This is a genomic window from Natronococcus jeotgali DSM 18795, from assembly GCF_000337695.1.
Classification (GTDB): Archaea; Halobacteriota; Halobacteria; order Halobacteriales; family Natrialbaceae; genus Natronococcus; species Natronococcus jeotgali.
In genome coordinates, this window is record NZ_AOIA01000161.1 from 17,465 (window position 1) to 33,874 (window position 16,410).

At 69.3% G+C, this 16,410-nt stretch carries 17 protein-coding genes; 7 read left to right on the plus strand and 10 right to left on the minus strand.

What is annotated here, in order from left to right:
* Window positions 1–158: 158 nt before the first annotated feature.
* Both C492_RS19655 and C492_RS19660 read right to left on the minus strand, forming a co-directional pair.
* Window positions 159–899, minus strand: a complete 741-nt coding sequence (locus C492_RS19655; protein ID WP_008426879.1) for a 5-formyltetrahydrofolate cyclo-ligase — start codon at window positions 897–899, stop codon at window positions 159–161.
* The gene (locus C492_RS19660) at window positions 886–1,458 is read right to left on the minus strand and encodes a MogA/MoaB family molybdenum cofactor biosynthesis protein (protein WP_008426881.1); all 573 of its coding nucleotides are present in this window, start codon (window positions 1,456–1,458) and stop codon (window positions 886–888) included. The genes C492_RS19655 and C492_RS19660 overlap by 14 nt, the downstream gene beginning before the upstream one ends.
* Before the next feature lie 99 nt (window positions 1,459–1,557).
* Between C492_RS19660 and C492_RS19665 the strand changes: the two genes are divergently transcribed.
* From C492_RS19665 to C492_RS19675, 3 genes are all read left to right on the plus strand, one after another.
* Complete coding sequence (locus tag C492_RS19665) at window positions 1,558–2,598, plus strand: zinc-binding dehydrogenase (RefSeq protein WP_008426882.1); 1,041 nt, start codon at window positions 1,558–1,560, stop codon at window positions 2,596–2,598.
* A gap of 64 nt (window positions 2,599–2,662) precedes the next feature.
* Window positions 2,663–2,971 carry a hypothetical protein gene (locus C492_RS19670; protein ID WP_008426884.1) on the plus strand — a complete coding sequence of 103 codons (309 nt, stop codon included), beginning with the start codon at window positions 2,663–2,665 and terminating at the stop codon, window positions 2,969–2,971.
* A gap of 146 nt (window positions 2,972–3,117) precedes the next feature.
* Entirely contained in the window at window positions 3,118–3,645 is a 528-nt protein-coding gene (locus tag C492_RS19675; RefSeq protein ID WP_008426886.1) for a CAP domain-containing protein, read from the plus strand.
* Window positions 3,646–3,821: 176 nt separating this feature from the next.
* On the opposite strand, the gene C492_RS19680 is transcribed toward C492_RS19675, so the two are convergent.
* Both C492_RS19680 and C492_RS19685 read right to left on the minus strand, forming a co-directional pair.
* Window positions 3,822–4,388 (minus strand): NUDIX hydrolase, encoded by a 567-nt coding sequence (locus C492_RS19680; RefSeq protein WP_008426888.1) that lies wholly within the window; start codon window positions 4,386–4,388, stop codon window positions 3,822–3,824.
* 68 nt (window positions 4,389–4,456) lie between these two features.
* Window positions 4,457–5,404: a diacylglycerol/lipid kinase family protein gene (locus tag C492_RS19685; RefSeq protein ID WP_008426890.1), complete on the minus strand. Its 948-nt coding sequence runs from the start codon at window positions 5,402–5,404 to the stop codon at window positions 4,457–4,459.
* Between the two features lie 54 nt (window positions 5,405–5,458).
* On the opposite strand from C492_RS19685, the gene C492_RS19690 reads away from it, so the two are divergent.
* Entirely contained in the window at window positions 5,459–6,229 is a 771-nt protein-coding gene (locus tag C492_RS19690; RefSeq protein WP_008426891.1) for a PHP domain-containing protein, read from the plus strand.
* On the opposite strand, the gene C492_RS19695 is transcribed toward C492_RS19690, so the two are convergent.
* On the minus strand, window positions 6,226–6,639 hold the full coding sequence (locus C492_RS19695; RefSeq protein WP_008426892.1) for an Lrp/AsnC family transcriptional regulator: 414 nt from the start codon (window positions 6,637–6,639) through the stop codon (window positions 6,226–6,228). The two genes, C492_RS19690 and C492_RS19695, sit on opposite strands and share 4 nt — an antisense overlap.
* Window positions 6,640–6,740: 101 nt before the next feature.
* Here C492_RS19695 and carA point away from each other — a divergent pair, with 101 nt between their 5' ends.
* Entirely contained in the window at window positions 6,741–7,817 is a 1,077-nt protein-coding gene (gene carA, locus C492_RS19700) for a glutamine-hydrolyzing carbamoyl-phosphate synthase small subunit (protein WP_008426893.1), read from the plus strand.
* A 51-nt stretch (window positions 7,818–7,868) separates the two neighbouring features.
* Here the strand turns inward: carA and C492_RS19705 are convergent, their stop codons facing one another.
* A complete protein-coding gene (locus C492_RS19705) occupies window positions 7,869–9,053 on the minus strand; it encodes an ABC transporter substrate-binding protein (RefSeq protein ID WP_008426894.1) in 1,185 nt (394 codons plus the stop codon).
* A gap of 136 nt (window positions 9,054–9,189) precedes the next feature.
* Between C492_RS19705 and C492_RS19710 the strand changes: the two genes are divergently transcribed.
* A complete protein-coding gene (locus C492_RS19710) occupies window positions 9,190–9,621 on the plus strand; it encodes a universal stress protein (RefSeq protein ID WP_008426895.1) in 432 nt (143 codons plus the stop codon).
* Window positions 9,622–10,027: 406 nt separating this feature from the next.
* Here C492_RS19710 and purH read toward each other — a convergent pair whose 3' ends face one another.
* Entirely contained in the window at window positions 10,028–11,659 is a 1,632-nt protein-coding gene (purH, locus tag C492_RS19715) for a bifunctional phosphoribosylaminoimidazolecarboxamide formyltransferase/IMP cyclohydrolase (protein ID WP_008426896.1), read from the minus strand.
* A gap of 168 nt (window positions 11,660–11,827) precedes the next feature.
* Here purH and purB point away from each other — a divergent pair, with 168 nt between their 5' ends.
* Window positions 11,828–13,219: an adenylosuccinate lyase gene (purB, locus tag C492_RS19720; RefSeq protein WP_008426897.1), complete on the plus strand. Its 1,392-nt coding sequence runs from the start codon at window positions 11,828–11,830 to the stop codon at window positions 13,217–13,219.
* 263 nt (window positions 13,220–13,482) lie between these two features.
* Here purB and C492_RS19725 read toward each other — a convergent pair whose 3' ends face one another.
* The 3 genes from C492_RS19725 to lysA form a co-directional block, all read right to left on the minus strand.
* Window positions 13,483–14,559, minus strand: a complete 1,077-nt coding sequence (locus tag C492_RS19725; protein WP_008426899.1) for a M20/M25/M40 family metallo-hydrolase — start codon at window positions 14,557–14,559, stop codon at window positions 13,483–13,485.
* 126 nt (window positions 14,560–14,685) lie between these two features.
* Window positions 14,686–15,075 (minus strand): SPW repeat domain-containing protein, encoded by a 390-nt coding sequence (locus tag C492_RS19730; protein ID WP_049893207.1) that lies wholly within the window; start codon window positions 15,073–15,075, stop codon window positions 14,686–14,688.
* Window positions 15,076–15,157: 82 nt separating this feature from the next.
* Window positions 15,158–16,393, minus strand: a complete 1,236-nt coding sequence (gene lysA, locus C492_RS19735; RefSeq protein ID WP_008426901.1) for a diaminopimelate decarboxylase — start codon at window positions 16,391–16,393, stop codon at window positions 15,158–15,160.
* Window positions 16,394–16,410: the final 17 nt, after the last annotated feature.

Below are 16,410 nucleotides of genomic sequence, written 5' to 3' on the forward strand. Positions count from 1 at the left end.
CAACCCCGTGACTTCCAGCAACCCCACCACAGCACCCTTCCCCCACATTGCCATACCGTTATCCGCTTGATGGGTGAGGCGGGCTCCCTGCACCGGCCCGCGTCACCGTCGCGTTGCTTTCGGGACACCCACCGTGTCCCGGTATGGCTCTCTCGACGCTACTCCTCGAGCCGAGCGTCTCGCAGCCGTTTCAGTACCGGAATCTCCGCGAGCCGTTCCTCCGAGAGCAGCTCCCAGTCGATCCCCTCGGGTTGCGAGCCGTCCTCGGGTCGGCGGACCGTTTCGGGCGTGACCACCAGGTCCATCGAGACGTCGTGGTCGCCGGCCGAGATCCCCTCCTCGAGCAGCTGTCGGTCGTGGATCGTCGTCGCGACGGTCGTCGATTCGTCGACGAGTCCGAGCTCCCGGAGGACGGCGTACTCGAGGTCGCTGTACCCCTCGCCCTTGCCGATCCGATCGCCCGTTTCCGTGACGGCGACGCTGCCCGAGACGATCAGGTCGATCTCCTCGACGGCCTCCGGGCCGACCTGCTCGCCGTGCTCCGCGGAGCCCGAGACCGTCGTCGCCGCGTCGTAGTCCTCGAGGACGTCGGGGTCGAGTTTCAGGAAACACCGCTCCTCGCGCAGGCGCGGGACGGCCATGTAGACGGTCTTGCCCTCGCGCAGGGCGCGTCGCCGAACCGGGAGCTGGGGCGCGTCGGGGTTGGCCTTGATCGCCTCGGCCGCCGCCCACTCGGGCTGGTCGGCGAGTCGGTCGGCGGCCTCGTCGGCCCCGGCGAAGTTCGGAATCCGACCGTGGGGCGGGAACGGGAACCGGGCGACGCCGCCGTCCTCGAGGTCGTCCCAGATCCGCTCACGGATCGCCCCCTTCTCGCCGTCGGCGCCGTCACTCGTCGGCATCGGTTTCCTCCGGTCCGACGGCGTCCGGTTCGGGTTCCGAGGACGCCTCCTCGTCCCCGCGAGCGAGCGTGACGAGCTGGCGCGCCTCCGGGAGGACGAGCTCCTCGAGGCCGAGCCGGACCGCGTCCCGGCTGGGCGGGAGACAGAACACCGGCACCTCGTCGGCGATGCCCGCGAAACACCGCGCGGCGACGACCTGGGTCCCGAACTCCCGGTAGGCCAGCGTCGTGAACAGTTCGCTGAACGCGGTGAGGTGCTTCTCGACCAGCGGCTCGACGGCCTCGGGCGTCACGTCCGCGGGTTCGACGCTTGTCCCGCCGCTCGTGACGATCAGGTCGACGTCGTCGCGGTCGACGAGCCGGGAGACGACCGACTGGATCGTGTCGTAGTCCTTGTTGACGTGTTCCCGCATAGCGACCTCGCAGTCGCTTCCCTCGAAGTAGGTGGCGATCTCCTCTCCGCCCGCGCCGGTGGCGTCGGGGCGGTTCGTCGCGACGGTGACGAGGCCGACGCCGACCGGACTGCCGATCGGGTCGGTCCCGTTCTCCGATTCGGTCATGCGTCCCGTTCGGCCGGGAGCGGGTAAAGCGCTCGCAAACGGGCGCGTTCGTTCCGCTGGCCTAACTGTTATGCCGGTCGTTTCCGTCGGAGGTGGTGTATGCAAGCGGTCAAAGTCACCGAGCACGGCGACACCGGCGTGATCGAGTACGGCGACTACCCCGATCCCGAGGTCGGCCGCGACGAGGTGCTGGTCGACGTGAAGGCGGGCGCGTTGAACCACCTCGACGTCTGGGTTCGCCGCGGGCTACCGACGCTCGACCTCGAGATGCCCCACGTGCCGGGGAGTGACATGGCGGGCGTCGTCGAAACGGTCGGCGAGGACGTCACCCGGTTCGAGCCGGGCGACCGCGTCGCGCTCACCGCCGGCGTCAACTGCGGCAACTGCGAGTTCTGTCGAGACGGCGATCCGACGCTGTGTGTCAACTTCCACCTGATCGGCGAGCACGTCACCGGGGTCCACTCCGAGTACGCCGCCGTCCCCGAGGACAACCTCATTCCGGTGCCGGAGGGCGTCGACTGGGTCACCGCCGGCTCGACCTCGCTGGTCTTCCAGACGGCCTGGCGGCTGCTGATCGACCGCGCCGACATCGAGGCCGGCGAGAAGGTCCTCGTACTGGGCGCCAGCGGCGGCGTCGGTCACGCGGCCGTCCAGATCGCCGACTACACGGGCGCGGAGGTGTACGCCACCGGCAGCACGGACGAGAAGCTCCGCCACGCCCGCGAGCTCGGGGCAGACCACGTCGTCAACTACGAACGACAGAACTTCGCGGAGTGGGTCCGCAGCGAGACGGGCAACCGCGGCGTCGACGTCGTCGTCGACTACATCGGCGCGGGCACCTGGCGCGACTCGATCAAGAGCCTCGCGAAGAACGGCCGGCTGGTGACCTGCGGCGGCACCGCGGGCGGGAACCCCGAGACGGACATCCCGCGGATCTTCTGGAACCAGCTGCAGATCATCGGCTCGACGATGGGAACGCCGGGTCAGGTCGACGACGTGATGGAACTGGTCTGGGACGGCACCTTCGAGCCCGCGATTCGCGAGGTGCTCCCGATGAGCGAGACCGCCCGCGCCCACGAGATCATCGAGTCCCGGGAGGGGTTCGGCAAGGTCGTCGTCCGCCCCGACAGCGAGCTCTGACGGTCCGGAAGCGCCGCCCCCGCGAACCGTGACTGCTTTGGCGGTCGCCTCGAAACGTTCGACTGTGACCTCGAGCGACGACGGCGGCTACGTTCACGACCCCTCGAGCTTCGACGACGAGAGCGAACGCCGGGAGGGGAGCGACGGCGCCGACTGGGTCGACGACCCCGCCCACCCCGAGGCGTCCGACCGCGAGTTCGACTGGCGCGGCTGGACGCTGGTCGCCGTCGTTCTCTTCGCCTTTATCGTCTCGCCGGGGATCATCCTGCTGTGGCCCCCGGCCACCGACTACCTGTTCGCGCTGATCGCGCTGCCGCTGGCTCCGGCCATTTTGCTCGCCGTGACGGCCGTCTGGGCGACGACCCGGCCCTGACTCGAGGCGTCGACGATCCCGATCGCGTTTCTCTTCCCGTCGCACCCGCCACTTTCTCCGAGTTGCAACTATCGTCGAATCTTATGGTTACCCCATTGATGTTAGCTCGAATATAGTAAAGCTTCAGTAGCGATCGATGGGGAACTATGGTACGCGATACCCGACGATCGTTCGTCCGCAACGCAGCAACCCTCGCCTTCGGGGGCGCCGCGCTCGGCGCCGCCGGTACGAGCGGAGCCGCCGCGGCCGACTCCGACTACGAGGCCGCCGTCGAGGCGGCGATCCACGACCGGGTCAACGCCGTTCGCGCCGAGCGCGGGCTCGAGGCGCTCTCCGCTCGCGAGGACCTCGCGACGGTCGCGGACTCCCACAGCCGGGACATGGCCGAGCGGGGGTACCTCTCGCACACCTCCCCGGAGGGCGAGACGATGACCGATCGGTACGACCGATTCGACGTCGACTGCCGTGGATGGGCCGAGAACATCCTGTACAACTACGCGAGCGACGAGTCCCCGACCGCGGCCGCGCGGCGAAGCGTCGACCAGTGGATGGAAAGCAGCGGCCACCGACGGAACATCCTCTCGACGTCCTGGACCGCCGAGGGGATCGGCGCAGCCGTCGCCGACGACGGGCGGCTGTACGTGACCCAGAACTTCGGCGTGGACTGCCGCTAAACCGCCCCGGTTCGGCCCGCGCGGCCGAGCGCCCGATTCCGACGACCGGGGCCTCCGGGGGCGTTGCGCTCGAGGCGGACCCGGTCGACTAGGCCGCAGCTAACCCGCGTTCGGCCGTCCGAACGCGGTTGGGCCGATCGTAACGCCGCTTCGAAAATCGAAACTGTCCGTCGCCGCTACTCCGAGCGCACGTCCCGACGCATCGCGATCTCGAACCACGGGCAGAGACGAAGCTGGCGGTACCACTCGGGACGGGAGTGGAGCCGCTCGTAGGGAACCCACATCAGGCCCGCGACCTCCTCCTCGTCGGGCTCGAGCGTGCGGTCCGACAGGGTCAGCTGCAACACGGCACAGACCTCGTGTTCGACGCCCGCGTTCTCGAAGTAGCGCTTGTACTCGAAGCGGTCGGTTACCCGCAGGTCGTCGTACTGGTCGGGGGTGACGCCGAGTTCCTCCTCGAGGCGCTGGCGGGTCGCCTCCTCCTGGCTCTGGCCCTGCACGGGGTGGGAGGCGACGGTGCCGTCCCAGTGGGTCCCCCAGAGGCGCTTGTCGGGGGCGCGCTGGGCCAGCAGGACGTTGTCCTCCTGATCGAAGACCATCGAGGTGAACGCCCGGTGGCGGATCCCGTCGCCGGTGTGGGCCTCGAGGCGGTTGACGAGCTCGAGTTCGGCGTCGTCCTCGTCGACGGCGATGACGTCCTGTCGTGCGTTTTTGTGGGGGTCCTCGTCCCGTGACGTACTCATACCCGCACAATCACAGCGGGTCTTGAAACCAGTATCGGCTCCGATCGGGACGCGCCGTCGCGGCGGTATCAGGCGCCGAACGGCCACCGATCGTCGTCGTCCGGATTCGGACGGTAGCCATCTCCCACGGCGATCGTCAGCGCCGCGGACTCCGTCTCGAGGTCGAGGGTTTCGGTCTCGAGCATCTCGCCGTCGAGGCTGTACTCGACCGAGTCCCGCAGGCTCTCGATCGTGAGCGAGGGGGTCCGCCGCCGGACGACGTGGGCGTTTCCGCGGTCGAACAGCCGCTCGAGGGCGGTTTCGCCGAGCAGGTCGAGCGCGCCGGCGTCCTCGACGATGGTGACTTCGAAGAGCCCGTCCTCGACGTCGGCCTGGGCGGTCCGCGTCCCCGAGAATCGGCGGCAGTTCCCCACCAGGACGAACATCGCCTCGCCGGTCCAGGACTCGGCGACCTCGCCGCTCGGTCCCTGGGCGGTCTCCACCCGCAGGGGAAGCGATTCGAACGACCGAACGGTCTCGATCCCGTTCATGACGTACGCGAGGACGCCGAACTCCGCTTTCCCCTCCGCGGAGGTCTCGCTGCTGGCCTCGGCGGTGATCCCGCCGACGCAGGAGTTGACGAACGTTCGGTCGTTCGCGGTCCCCAGATCGATCGTCCGCCGTCGCCCGTTCTCGATCACGTCGAAGGCGTGCTCGATCCCCTCGAGGCCGATGTTCGACGCGAAGTTGTTGCCCGTCCCCGCCGGTACGACGGCGACGGTCGTCGTCTCGAGTCCGTCGGCGCTCGCGAGCCCGTCGACGACTTCGTTGACGGTTCCGTCCCCGCCGGCGGCTGCGACGAGGTCGGCCTCCTCGGCCGCCTCGCGCGCGAGCCGCTGCCCGTCGCCGGCCGCCTCGGTTTTTCGCACGTCGAACCCGCGTTCGGTCGCTAGCTCGACGACGTCCTCGACGTGATCCTCGCTACCGCTGACGGGGTTGAGAACGAGCACCCGTTCGGTCGCGTCGTCCACGTGCATGCGACGAGATATGCCGGGCGTGCGCAAAAGAGGCCCCCCGGCGTATGCACTCGTATGTACGCCGTAGACCTGCACGCGCACACGCGGTTCTTCCACGGTCGTCGGGAGCTGGGCGATCGGTTCGATCCGCTGGGTGTTCGACTGCTCGCTCGAGCCGCCCGATACCGCGGTCTCGACGGGGTCGCGACGACGAACCACGACTACTACACCCGGTTGAATCCGCCCGCCGACGTCGCGACGCTGCCGGGGATCGAGATCACGACCGACCGCGGTCACGTCCTGGTCGTCGGTCCCGATCCCCCCGCCGAGACCGAGCCCGGCGAGCTCACGCCGGGGGAGGCGGTGGAACTGGCCCACGACCGGGGCTGCGCGGCGATCGTCGCCCACCCGTTTCGCAACAGCACGGTCCGCGAGGTCGAGGACGTTCCCTTCGACGCGATCGAGGTCAACGGCAAACACCCGCGCTCGCGCCCGCTCGTCGAGCGGCTGGCCGAGGACCGGGGGCTGCCGCTGGTCGGCGGGAGCGACGCGCACTACCCCTTCGAGGTCGGCCGGGCCCACACCGTCGTCGACGCAAACCGGCTCACCCCGGAGGCGGTCGCCGACGCGATCCGCGACGGGCGCGTCGAGGCACGGGTCTCGCGATCGCCGCTGGATCGGCTGCTCAGGCGAGGGTATCGAGCGATCCACCGCCAGAAGCGGGTGATCGACGCGATCGAATCGCCGACGCCCGGCGTCGGCGAGCCCCCCGGCGAGGACGGCGACGAGGGAACGGACCCGGTTCGAACCGACGGCTCGAGCGACCCTCGAGACGGCCCCGACTAACCGAGCTGTTCGTCCAGGATCAGCCGCGTCTGGGTGCTGACGACCTCGTCCTGGTCGCGGGCCTTCGTGATGAGGTCGTTGACGCCGCGGGTGTCGGCCGCGTCGACGACGAGGACGATGTCCTGCTCGCCCGAGACCATCCAGACGAAGTCGACCTCCTCCCACTCGGCCATCCGCTCGGAGACGGCCTTGGTGTCGACGTCGACGGCGACGCTGACCTCGATCATCGCCTTCACGTTGCCCGTGTGCGTCGAGATCGTAAAGCGCTCGATCACCCCCTCGTCCATCATCCGCTCGACGCGGTTTCGCACCGTTCCCTCGCTCGTTCCCACCTCGTCGGCGATTTCGGTGTACGGCGTGCGGGCGTCCCGCCGCAGCGTGTCGAGGATCTCTCGGTCCAGCTCGTCCATGAGATGCGTCGCTACGGGCGACCCGCACTTACCGATTACGAAATTCGTAACTGAGTTTCGAAGGCAACACTTATGCCCGGCTATCCAATACGTAGTTCGTAATGACAGCTGCCTACGTTGCGCTGGAGGGTGGCCACGTGATCGAGGGACGTGGTCGCGCTCCGGGAACGGCTCGTGGCGAACTGGTTTTCACGACGGCGTACACCGGTTACGAGGAGAGCCTGACCGACCCCTCCTACGAGGAGCAGGTGCTGACCTTCTCGTACCCGCTGATCGGAAACTACGGCGTCCGCGAGGAGCGCTTCGAGGACGACCGCGTCCACCCGCGGGCCGTGCTCTCCCGGGAGCTGACCGACGACGTCGCCGACTGGCTCGAGTCCGAGGGCGTCCCCGCGATGGACCACCTCGACACGCGCGAGGTCGTCACCGATATCCGCGACGAGGGCGCGATGAAGTGTGGCATCGCCGTCGGCGAGGACGTCACCGAGGAGGACGCCCTGGCCGAGCTCGAGGCCTGCAAGGAGATGAGCGAACACACCGAGATCGGCGCCCAGGTCAGCGTCGACGACGTCGAGGTCCACGGCGCCGACAACGACGGCGCGACCGTCGCCCTGGTCGACTGCGGCGCGAAGGGCTCGATCGTCAGCTCGCTGCTCGAGCGCGACGCCGAGGTCCACGTGTTGCCCTACGACGCCGGCGTCGAGGACGTCGAGGCCGTCGATCCCGACATCCTGTTCGTCTCGAACGGCCCGGGCGACCCGGTCAACTTCGAGGAGACGATCGAACTCGTCGAGGAGTCCGTCGGCGAGGTGCCGATCGCCGGCATCTGCCTCGGCCAGCAGATCGTCGCCGAGGCCCTGGGCGGGAGTACCGAGAAGATGACCTTCGGTCACCGCGGCGTCAACCAGCCCGTACTCGACCTCGAGTCGGACCGCGTAGTCATGACGACCCAGAACCACGGCTACGCCGTCGCGGAGCCGGGCGAGCACCTCGAGGTCACCCAGGTCAACGTCAACGACGACACGCCCGAGGGGCTCGACGGGATCGAACACGACATCCTCACCCGCCAGTACCACCCCGAGGCCAACCCCGGTCCCGAGGACACCCTCGACTTCTTCGACGACGTCCTCGCGATGGCCGGCCACCACAGCCAGCGAGCCGTTCCCGCCGACGACTGACGCCGTTCTCGGTTCCGCCGATCCAGATCGGAAGCGCCGCGAGCCAGCCGACTACGACGAGCCGGCGACGATCTCCGCGACTCGCTCGCGGTCGAACAGTCGCTCCTCTGCCGGGATCTCGGGGTAGGACTCGCCCGACGAGTGGCCGGGCCACTCGCCGAACCGCTCCGGATAGAGCTGCTTGGCGGTCATCTCGAGCTGGAACAGGTTCATCAGCGGCCCCTGGTAGCGCATCCCGCCGGCGACGACCCGATCGTTCTCGACGGCCGCCAGGGTGGCGCCGACGGGGTGGTCCTCGAGCCGTTCGCGAACGCTCGCGATATCGTACTGGGGGGTGATCCCCCAGAGGTGGAGGACGACGTCCGGGTCGGCCTCGGCCATCGCCTCGTAATCGATGACGCCCCAGTCGCCCGACCACTCGCGGTCGGCGAGGGCGTCGCGCGCGCCGAGCGGTCGCGTGTCGGCCTGCCAGAAGCCGTCCGCGTTGAGGTGGTACGCGTAGAACTCGCCGTCGCCGAGGGTGACCCGCGCGGCGGTCGGCCGCTCGTCCTCCGGCGGCAGGTTCGACTCGATGGTCGACTGCAGGTCGTCGTGGACGGCCGCGAGCGCGTCGTAGCGCTCGCCCTCCCGGAACACGGCCGCGACGCGCTCGAACAGCTCCCAGAGGGAGTAGTACTCGTAGCCGTCGGCGTAGGCGTCGGCGGGCTCGCTGTGGACGCCGCTGTGGAAGTTACCGAACCACGGCCCTACCGCGTCGGCGATCTCCTCGAGGTCGGCCTCGCTCCAGCCGTCCTCCGTGGTCAGGACGTAGGACGGATCCAGGAAGTGGACGTCGCTGTCGAGTTCGTAGACTTGTTCCTTGACGAGCCCCTGCTCGAGAGGATTCGGGAGCTCCTCCCACTCGAAGGAGACGCCCTCGAGGCGGTCGTAGAAGGCGTTCATCGTCGGTCCGGCCATCTCGGGGGAAAACAGCGAGTTCGCCGCCTCGCCGTGGCCGAGCGCGACCATCATATCGGTGTACTGCGGGAACGTGACGAGGGCGTCCTCGGGGACGGCGTCGAACTCGACTTCGCCCGCCGGGGCCAGCGTCGCGGTGTGAGAGTCGGCGGCCGCCGTTCCGTTCTCGTCGCCGCCTTCGGTCTCGCTGACACAGCCGGCCGTCGCCCCGGTACCGACAGCGACACCTGCCGCGAGGAGTTCCCGTCTGGTTCGTTCGAACGAACGCGTTTCGTCCATGCGAATTAGGCTAGCCTAAAAACCTAAAAGTCGATCGATCGGAATCGGGCGACGGAGTCGATGCCCCGAAGCGCCGACCGGACCGACGCGGAGTCGTGGGTGGCGGTTAAGCGGTCGGCGGACGATACCGTCACCGATGACGACAGATCGACTCCTCGTTCCCGTCGCTGGCGGCCCCAACACGGAGTTCGCCGCCGAGACCGCGGGGGCGCTGGCCCGCGCCCACGACGCGCGGATCGAGCTCGTCACCGTCGTCCCCGACCGCGAGGAGGCGACGGTCGCCGAGGCGCGGACGCTGCTCGATCGCACCGCGCCCGCGCTGGGTGCCGTCGAATCCGTCCGACAGATCGTCCTCGAGGGGTCGGTCGTCGAGACGATCGTCGAGCGCTCGAGCAGCCACGACGTCACCGTCGTCGGCGCGGCCGAGGGCTGGTTCCTCCGGCGGGCGCTGGTCGGCGACGTCCCCGAGGCGATCGCTCGAGAGGCCGACGGCGCCGTCATCATGGCCAAGCGAAACCAGGCCGTTCCGGAGGCGCTGTGGCGTCGGCTTCGGGATCGGTTTCGATAACCGCAGGCGCGGGGGTTCGGCGTCGACGCTGGCCGCGTCCGCGTACCGGAGGTGTTTTGTAGCGATAGCGAAGAGGTGCGGGTAGACGGCACGGCCAGTCGGCTACCTTTCAGCCCGCGTGGTTTCCACGCGCGGCCACCGCTGACTGGCCTACCCCGTCTCTCTACTACTCGCGAGCGACCGCTATCGTCGCTGTGATCCTCGAGTCCCGCGAACCGAGAGCACTCGAACGGCCTCGACGAGCCCCTGCCTCCCCGCCCGTTCAGTCGTGTCGGAACGACCGCTGGCCCGCAAACGCCATCGCGGCGTCCACCTTTTTCCGCTCGGGCTCCTTCTCCGGTCAGTCGCCGCTCGCGCAAAAATCTGGGCCAAAAAACCGCTCGCTCGCGCCGTTCGCTCGCGGCTGCTAATCGTGGCGGAACGACCGCTGCCCCGTAAACGCCATCGCGATCCCGCGCTCGTCGGCGGCCTCGATCACGTCGTCGTCGTTGACCGAGCCGCCGGGCTGGATCACGGCCTCGATCCCCGCCTCGGCGGCCTCCTCGATCCCGTCGGGGAACGGGAAGAAGGCGTCCGAGGCCATCACGGCGCCCTCGGCGTCTTTCCCCTCGGCGTGTTCGTCGGCCTTCATCGCCGCCAGCCGGACCGCGTCGACCCGGGAGACCTGTCCCATCCCGACGCCGACGGTCTCGGTCCCCTGCGCGAGGAGAATCCCGTTCGACTTGACGTGTTTCAGCGTCTGCCAGGCGAACACCATCGACTCGAGTTCCTCGTCCGTCGGCTCGCGCTCGGTGACGACCTCGAGGTCGTCGGCGGTGATCGACTGCAGGTCTCGCTCCTGGACGAGCCGCCCCCCGACGAGCGGTTTCTCGGTGAACCGGTCCGTTCGCTCCCCCAGCTCTCCGACATCGAGCACCCGCAGGTTCTCCTTCTCGCGAAGGGTCTCGAGGGCGTCCTCGCTGTAGCCCGGCGCAACGACGACCTCCTTGAACGAGTCGATCACCAGCTCGGCGGTCTCGGCGTCGCACTCCCGATTGAGGGCGACGATACCGCCGAAGGCGCTCATCGGGTCCGTCGACAGGGCCCGCTCGTAGGCCTCGGCGAGCGAATCGGCCGTCGCACAGCCCGCGGGGTTGGTGTGTTTGATCACCGCCGCCGCGGGCTCGTCGAACTCCTTGATGAGATTCAGGGCACCGTCGGCGTCGTTGTAGTTGTTGTACGACAGCGCCTTCGCGCCCTCGTTCAACTGATCGGCGTGGACGACGCTGGCCTCGTCGCAGGTGGAGTCGGTATAGACCGCGGCGTCCTGGTGGGGGTTCTCGCCGTAGCGCAGCGTGTCGGCGCGGTCGTTCGAAACGATGCGGCGGGACGGCAGGCCCTCGGCGTCGGGGGCGCTCGAGACGTCCGCGTCGACCGAGACCTCGCCCGCCTCGAGATCCACATCGACCGCACCCTCGGCGAACCACTTCACCGCCCGCGGGTACGCGCGGAACTCGCCCTCGCGGAGGACCCGTTCCTTCAGCCGTTCCTCGTCGTCGCCCTCGTAGATCGGCACCGGCTCCTGGGTGACGATCGGGCCGGCGTCGACCTCGCTCTCGACGACCTCGCCCCCGTCGTCGGTCGCGTCGGTGACGACGTGGACCGTACAGCCCGTCACCGAGACGCCGGCCTCGAGGGCGTCGCCCCAGGCGTCGGCGCCGGGGAAGGCGGGCAGCAGGGAGGGGTGGACGTTCAGCGTCGTCGGCTGGGCCTCGAGGAAGGTATCCGAGAGGATCCGCATGTAGCCGTCCAGACAGACCAGGTCGAACTCGTGGTCGGCCAGGGCCTCGGTGACGGCCCGTTCGTGCTCGCGGCGGTCCATCCCGTCCTCGAGCGGGACGACCTCGGTGGCGATTCCGCGCTCGGCCGCGGCCTCGAGAACCGGCGCCTCCGGATCGTTCGAGAGGACGACGGCGAGTTCGGCCCCGCCGGGTCGGCGGTCGGCGACGTTCAACAGGTTGCGCCCACGGTTGCCGGCCAGTCCGGCGATTCGGGTCATGGTCGAATCCGCGCCCGCGACCGGGAAAGCCGTTGCGGTCTCGATCGGCGAGTTATACATCATCGAGTATTATTGCGGCAGCATTTCCTCGACATACCGAAGAAATATGCACAGTCGTGGCTCCCCGTTTCGATACGTTTTTCCACCCCGCTGGAAAGGATCGGAACGATGACCGACACCAACGCGCTGTACGCCGTCTCGCCGATCGACGGCCGCTACGCGGGACGAACGGAGCGGCTCTCGCCGTACGCCAGCGAGGCCGCGCTAATGCGCGCTCGCGTGCGCGTCGAGGTCGAGTACCTGATCGCCCTCGCCGACCTGGAGGCGACGCCCCTGGAGCTCTCGCTGGACGACCGCGAACACCTGCGCGGGCTGTACCAGCACTTCGCCGAGGAGGACGCGCGACTGATCAAGACCCTCGAGACCGACGGCTACGGCGAGTACGAGGCGACCAACCACGACGTCAAGGCCGTCGAGTACTTCCTTCGCCACCGCCTCCCGGAGGGCAGCGACGCGGGCCCCTGGATCCACTTCGGGTTGACCAGCGAGGACGTCAACAACCTCGCCCACCGACTGTTGCTGGCCGAGGCCGTCGACGAGGTGGTGCTGCCGACGCTGTACGGGGTCCGAAAGACGCTCGCCGAGATGGCCCGCGAGCACCGCGACCTGCCGATGCTGGCTCGCACCCACGGCCAGCCCGCGACGCCGACGACGTTCGGCAAGGAGCTGGCCGTCTACGCGGCGCGGCTCGGTCGCGCGACGGGTCGGATCCGGAACGCGGCGGACGACCTCTCGGGGAAGCTCGGAGGCGCGTCGGGGACCTACGCGGCCCACGTCGCGGCCTACCCCGACGTCGACTGGCCCGCCTTCGCCGAGGCGTTCGTCGAGGATCTGGGCCTCGAGTTCACTTCGTTGACGACCCAGGTCAACCCCTGCGACGACCTCGCGGCGCTGTTCGACGCCCTGGGCGGTGCGAACGACGTGCTGCTCGATCTGGACCGGGATATGTGGCTCTACGTCTCCGATCGCTACCTCGGCCAGGAGGCCGTCGCGGGCGAGACGGGCTCCTCGACGATGCCCCACAAGGTCAACCCGATCGACTTCGAGAACAGCGAGGGGAACCTCTCGAAGGCCAACTCGGACCTGACCTTTCTCGCCGACTACGTCACGACCTCGCGGCTCCAGCGGGATCTCTCCGATTCGACCGTCAAGCGAAATATGGGAGCCGCCCTCGCCCACTGCCTGATCGGCTACGAGAAGACCGCCGCGGGCCTCGAGAAGGTCGTCCCCAACGAGCGGGTGATGCGCGACGAGCTCGAGTCGACCCCCGAGATCATCGGGGAGGCCGTCCAGACGATCCTGCGTCGGGAGGGGAAAGACGACGCCTACGAGCGGGTCAAGGAGCTGACCCGCGGCCGACGGGTTTCGCTCGAGGACTTCCGGGCGCTGTTCGACGAGCTCGAGGTCGAGGACGAGGTTCGCGCGGAGCTGCGCGAGCTGACCCCCGCCGACTACACGGGCGTCGCGAGCGAGCTGGTCGGAGCCCAGGATCGGGAGTAGGCGCTCCGTCCGGGATTCGTCGCCGACCCCGCCGATCAGTACTGATTTGAGCGGGCGTCGCTAACCGTCGGCCATGATCGAGTATCTCTTTCCCGAGATCGCCACGATCCTGCTGTTTCTGGTGGGGATCGTCTGTCTGATCGCCCTGCTGTACATCTCGATCAAGTGGTAAGCGGCGCCTCGTCCGTCGTCCGCTCCCGCGGCGACGGCGCCCCGCGAACCGCTCCCGGTCCCGACGGCGAGTCGTGTCGTGTCCGAACCGCTCACCGAAGGAGGGTCTCGAGGGTCCGTTCGACGGCGTCGGCCGCGGCCTCGAGTTCGGGGAGCCGAACGTACTCGCGCTGGGCGTGGGCGACCGCGCCCGCCTCGTCGGCCAGCACGCCCGGCCCGAAGACGACCGTCGGGGCGTCCGCCGCGAAGAAGGAGGCCTCCGTCGCCGCGCCGAAGGGGCGAACCTCGCCCCCGCCGGCGTCCGCGAGCGCCCGCACCAGCGGATCGTCCTCGTCGGTGACGAACGGGTCCGGAAACGGCGTATCCGGGCGGATCAGTTCGACCGAGGTCGAGAGCTCGTCCGGCGTGTGCGCCGCGAGATACGACTCGAGGGCCGCGCGAAACGAGTCGCTGGTCTCGGGCGGGACGTTCCGTCGGTCGAACGTGATCCGACAGCGCCCCGGGACGCGGTTGGGCGCGTCGCCGGCCTCGAGCCCCGACGGCGTGAGCTTCGGCTCGCCGAGCACCGGGTCCGGGTCCGGACCGACGTCATCGTCGTAGCGCCGTAGAGCCGCGAGGACGTCGGCGACGCCGAACACCGGGTTGCGCTCGGCGGGGACGCTCGCCGCGTGGCCGGCCTCGCCCTCGACCGTCACGGTTCCCTCGCACTGTCCGCGGGCGGCGACACAGACGTCGAGGCCCGTCGGCTCGCCGACGACGTAGCCGTCCGCCGACAGCGTCTCCTCGAGGTGGGCCGCGCCGGTCATCAGCGTCTCCTCGTCGGGGGTCAGCGCTAGCGTGAGCCGTCCCGCGGTCGGCTCCGCGCGGAGAAAGGCCGCCAGCAGGGCGGCGAGGGGCCCCTTCGCGTCGCAGGCGCCCCGTCCGGAGACGACCTCGCCGTCGCGCTCGTAGGGGACGTGGGGCGCGACGGTGTCGAAGTGGGTGTTGAGCACGTAGTGGGGCCCGTCGTCGTCCCCCCGAGTCGCGAGGACGGAGCCGCGGGCGTCGACGTCGGGTTCGTGGCCGGCCTCGCGCAGCGTCTCGAGCAGCAGGTCGCGCATCGCCGAGACGTCCTCGTGAGAGGGGGTCCGGACCGCCTCGGCGTGGAAGGTGGGAATGTCGAAGCTCATGGGTCCTCGAGCGACGGTTCGTCGCTACCGACACGTTTCGAACGTCGGGACATAAGCTCACGCCTTCGCGGTGCGAAACGGCGACCGGGACCGGGCGGGCGCCGCGATCGCGATCGAACGGGGGGCTCAGGTACCCGTCCCCGAGACGACGCCGTAGACGCCGACGAGCGCCAGCACGACGACGAGCGCGCCGGCGACGACGTTGCTCCAGAACAGGATGTCCCTCGGAACCCCGAAGAAAAACGGCGCCGCGACGGTCCAGACGCCGAGGATCGCGATCACCACCGGGCCCGCCAGGCTCGGGAGCCGCCCGCCCGTCGGACGGGCCGCGGTGTAGGCCGCCAGCGTGGCGATGACGGCTCCGACGAGAACGTTGTTCGTGACGATCCAGCCGAAGCCCGTGAAGAACACGCCCGACCAGAAGATCCAGGTGCCGAGCACCGCCGCGAGCCCGGCCACCCGGGGCACCGGGAGCCTCGTCCCTCGACTCGACTGTCGATCGGTCACAGTGCTCATACGCCGACTTACGGGCTCCAGTCGCCTAAAGCTATCAGTCGACCGGTAGGACGTGTCGACAGTCCGGTTTCGATTGCAGTCGCTACTGCTCGACCCGCGTCACGTCCTCGAGGCTCTCCCGGCGGCGGACGACGCGAGACTGGCCGTTCTCCAGTGCGACCTCCGCAGGTCGGGGCTGGGAGTGGAACTGGCTGGCCAGCTCGTAGCCGTAGGATCCCGCGTTGCCGATCGCGAGGATATCGCCGCGCTCGGGCCGGGCGACCGGGCGATCGTGGGCGAAGACGTCCGCGCTGGTACAGACGGGGCCGCCGACCGTGACGGGGTGGGAATCGCGGTCGGGCGCGCTGACGTTCAGCATGGGGTGGTAGGAGCCGAACATCGCCGGGCGGATCAGCGTCGCCAGGCTGGCGTCGACGCCGACCACCGTCGCGTCGGGCGCCTCCTTGATCGTGTTCACCTCGCTGAGGATGAGCCCCGCGTCCGCGACGACGTACCGTCCGGGCTCGAGTTTCAGCGTCGCCTCGAGCTCGCCGGCGGCCTCGCGAACCATCTCCGCGGTCCGCTCGAGGTCGAGGGGCTCTTCGTCCTCGCGGTAGGGAACGCCGTAGCCGCCGCCGACGTCGACGAACTCCAGCTCGTCGTCGCCGACGCGGCGGGCCATCTCGCCGACCCGTTCGATCGCCCGGCAGTGCTCCTCGAGGCCCTCGGTGAGGACGCCGCTGCCGGCGTGGGCGTGGAGCCCGACCAGCTCGAACTCCTCGCGGACGCGGTCGGCGACCTCGGGCACCCGCTCGTAGGGGATGCCGAACTTCGCGTCCGCGCCCGTGGCGACCTTCTCGTGGTGGCCCGTCCCGATCCCGGGGTTGATGCGGATCGCGATCCGGCCGTCGTAACCGCGCTCGGCCAGTCGGTCGAGCGTGTCGGTCGCGCCGATCGTGATCGTCAGCCCGGGCGCCTCTTCCGCGAGGTCCGCGGCGTAGTCCAGGTCGTGATCCGGCGGGTTGACGGCGGTGTACTGTAAGGTGTTCGGGTCCGCGCCGGCGTCGATCGAGCGCTGGAGTTCGCCCCAGGCCGCACACTCGATGTCGGCGCCGGCCTCGAGGACCGCCTCGAGGACCGCCTTCCCGGTGTGGGCCTTCGCGGCGTACATGACCTCGGCGTCGGGGAAGGCCGCGGCGAAGCGCGTGTAGTTCTCCTTGACGCGGTCGAGATCCATCACGTACAGCGGCGTGTCGTACTCGTCGGCGAGGCCCTCGAGTCGCCCGTGGTCCCAGTCGGCCAGCCGGCGCACGGCCGGCGAATCGGCGAGGTCGGTCATCGTTCGTCTCGAGTGAC

Bases quoted from the DNA above. Each gene is read 5' to 3' on its own strand.
- C492_RS19655 (WP_008426879.1), bottom strand. From the start codon at position 899: ATGCCGACGAGTGACGGCGCCGACGGCGAGAAGGGGGCGATCCGTGAG.
- C492_RS19660 (WP_008426881.1), bottom strand. From the start codon at position 1,458: ATGACCGAATCGGAGAACGGGACCGACCCGATCGGCAGTCCGGTCGGC.
- C492_RS19665 (WP_008426882.1), top strand. From the start codon at position 1,558: ATGCAAGCGGTCAAAGTCACCGAGCACGGCGACACCGGCGTGATCGAG.
- C492_RS19675 (WP_008426886.1), top strand. From the start codon at position 3,118: ATGGTACGCGATACCCGACGATCGTTCGTCCGCAACGCAGCAACCCTC.
- C492_RS19680 (WP_008426888.1), bottom strand. From the start codon at position 4,388: ATGAGTACGTCACGGGACGAGGACCCCCACAAAAACGCACGACAGGAC.
- C492_RS19685 (WP_008426890.1), bottom strand. From the start codon at position 5,404: ATGCACGTGGACGACGCGACCGAACGGGTGCTCGTTCTCAACCCCGTC.
- C492_RS19690 (WP_008426891.1), top strand. From the start codon at position 5,459: ATGTACGCCGTAGACCTGCACGCGCACACGCGGTTCTTCCACGGTCGT.
- C492_RS19695 (WP_008426892.1), bottom strand. From the start codon at position 6,639: ATGGACGAGCTGGACCGAGAGATCCTCGACACGCTGCGGCGGGACGCC.
- carA (WP_008426893.1), top strand. From the start codon at position 6,741: ATGACAGCTGCCTACGTTGCGCTGGAGGGTGGCCACGTGATCGAGGGA.
- C492_RS19705 (WP_008426894.1), bottom strand. From the start codon at position 9,053: ATGGACGAAACGCGTTCGTTCGAACGAACCAGACGGGAACTCCTCGCG.
- C492_RS19710 (WP_008426895.1), top strand. From the start codon at position 9,190: ATGACGACAGATCGACTCCTCGTTCCCGTCGCTGGCGGCCCCAACACG.
- purH (WP_008426896.1), bottom strand. From the start codon at position 11,659: ATGACCCGAATCGCCGGACTGGCCGGCAACCGTGGGCGCAACCTGTTG.
- purB (WP_008426897.1), top strand. From the start codon at position 11,828: ATGACCGACACCAACGCGCTGTACGCCGTCTCGCCGATCGACGGCCGC.
- C492_RS19725 (WP_008426899.1), bottom strand. From the start codon at position 14,559: ATGAGCTTCGACATTCCCACCTTCCACGCCGAGGCGGTCCGGACCCCC.
- C492_RS19730 (WP_049893207.1), bottom strand. From the start codon at position 15,075: ATGAGCACTGTGACCGATCGACAGTCGAGTCGAGGGACGAGGCTCCCG.
- lysA (WP_008426901.1), bottom strand. From the start codon at position 16,393: ATGACCGACCTCGCCGATTCGCCGGCCGTGCGCCGGCTGGCCGACTGG.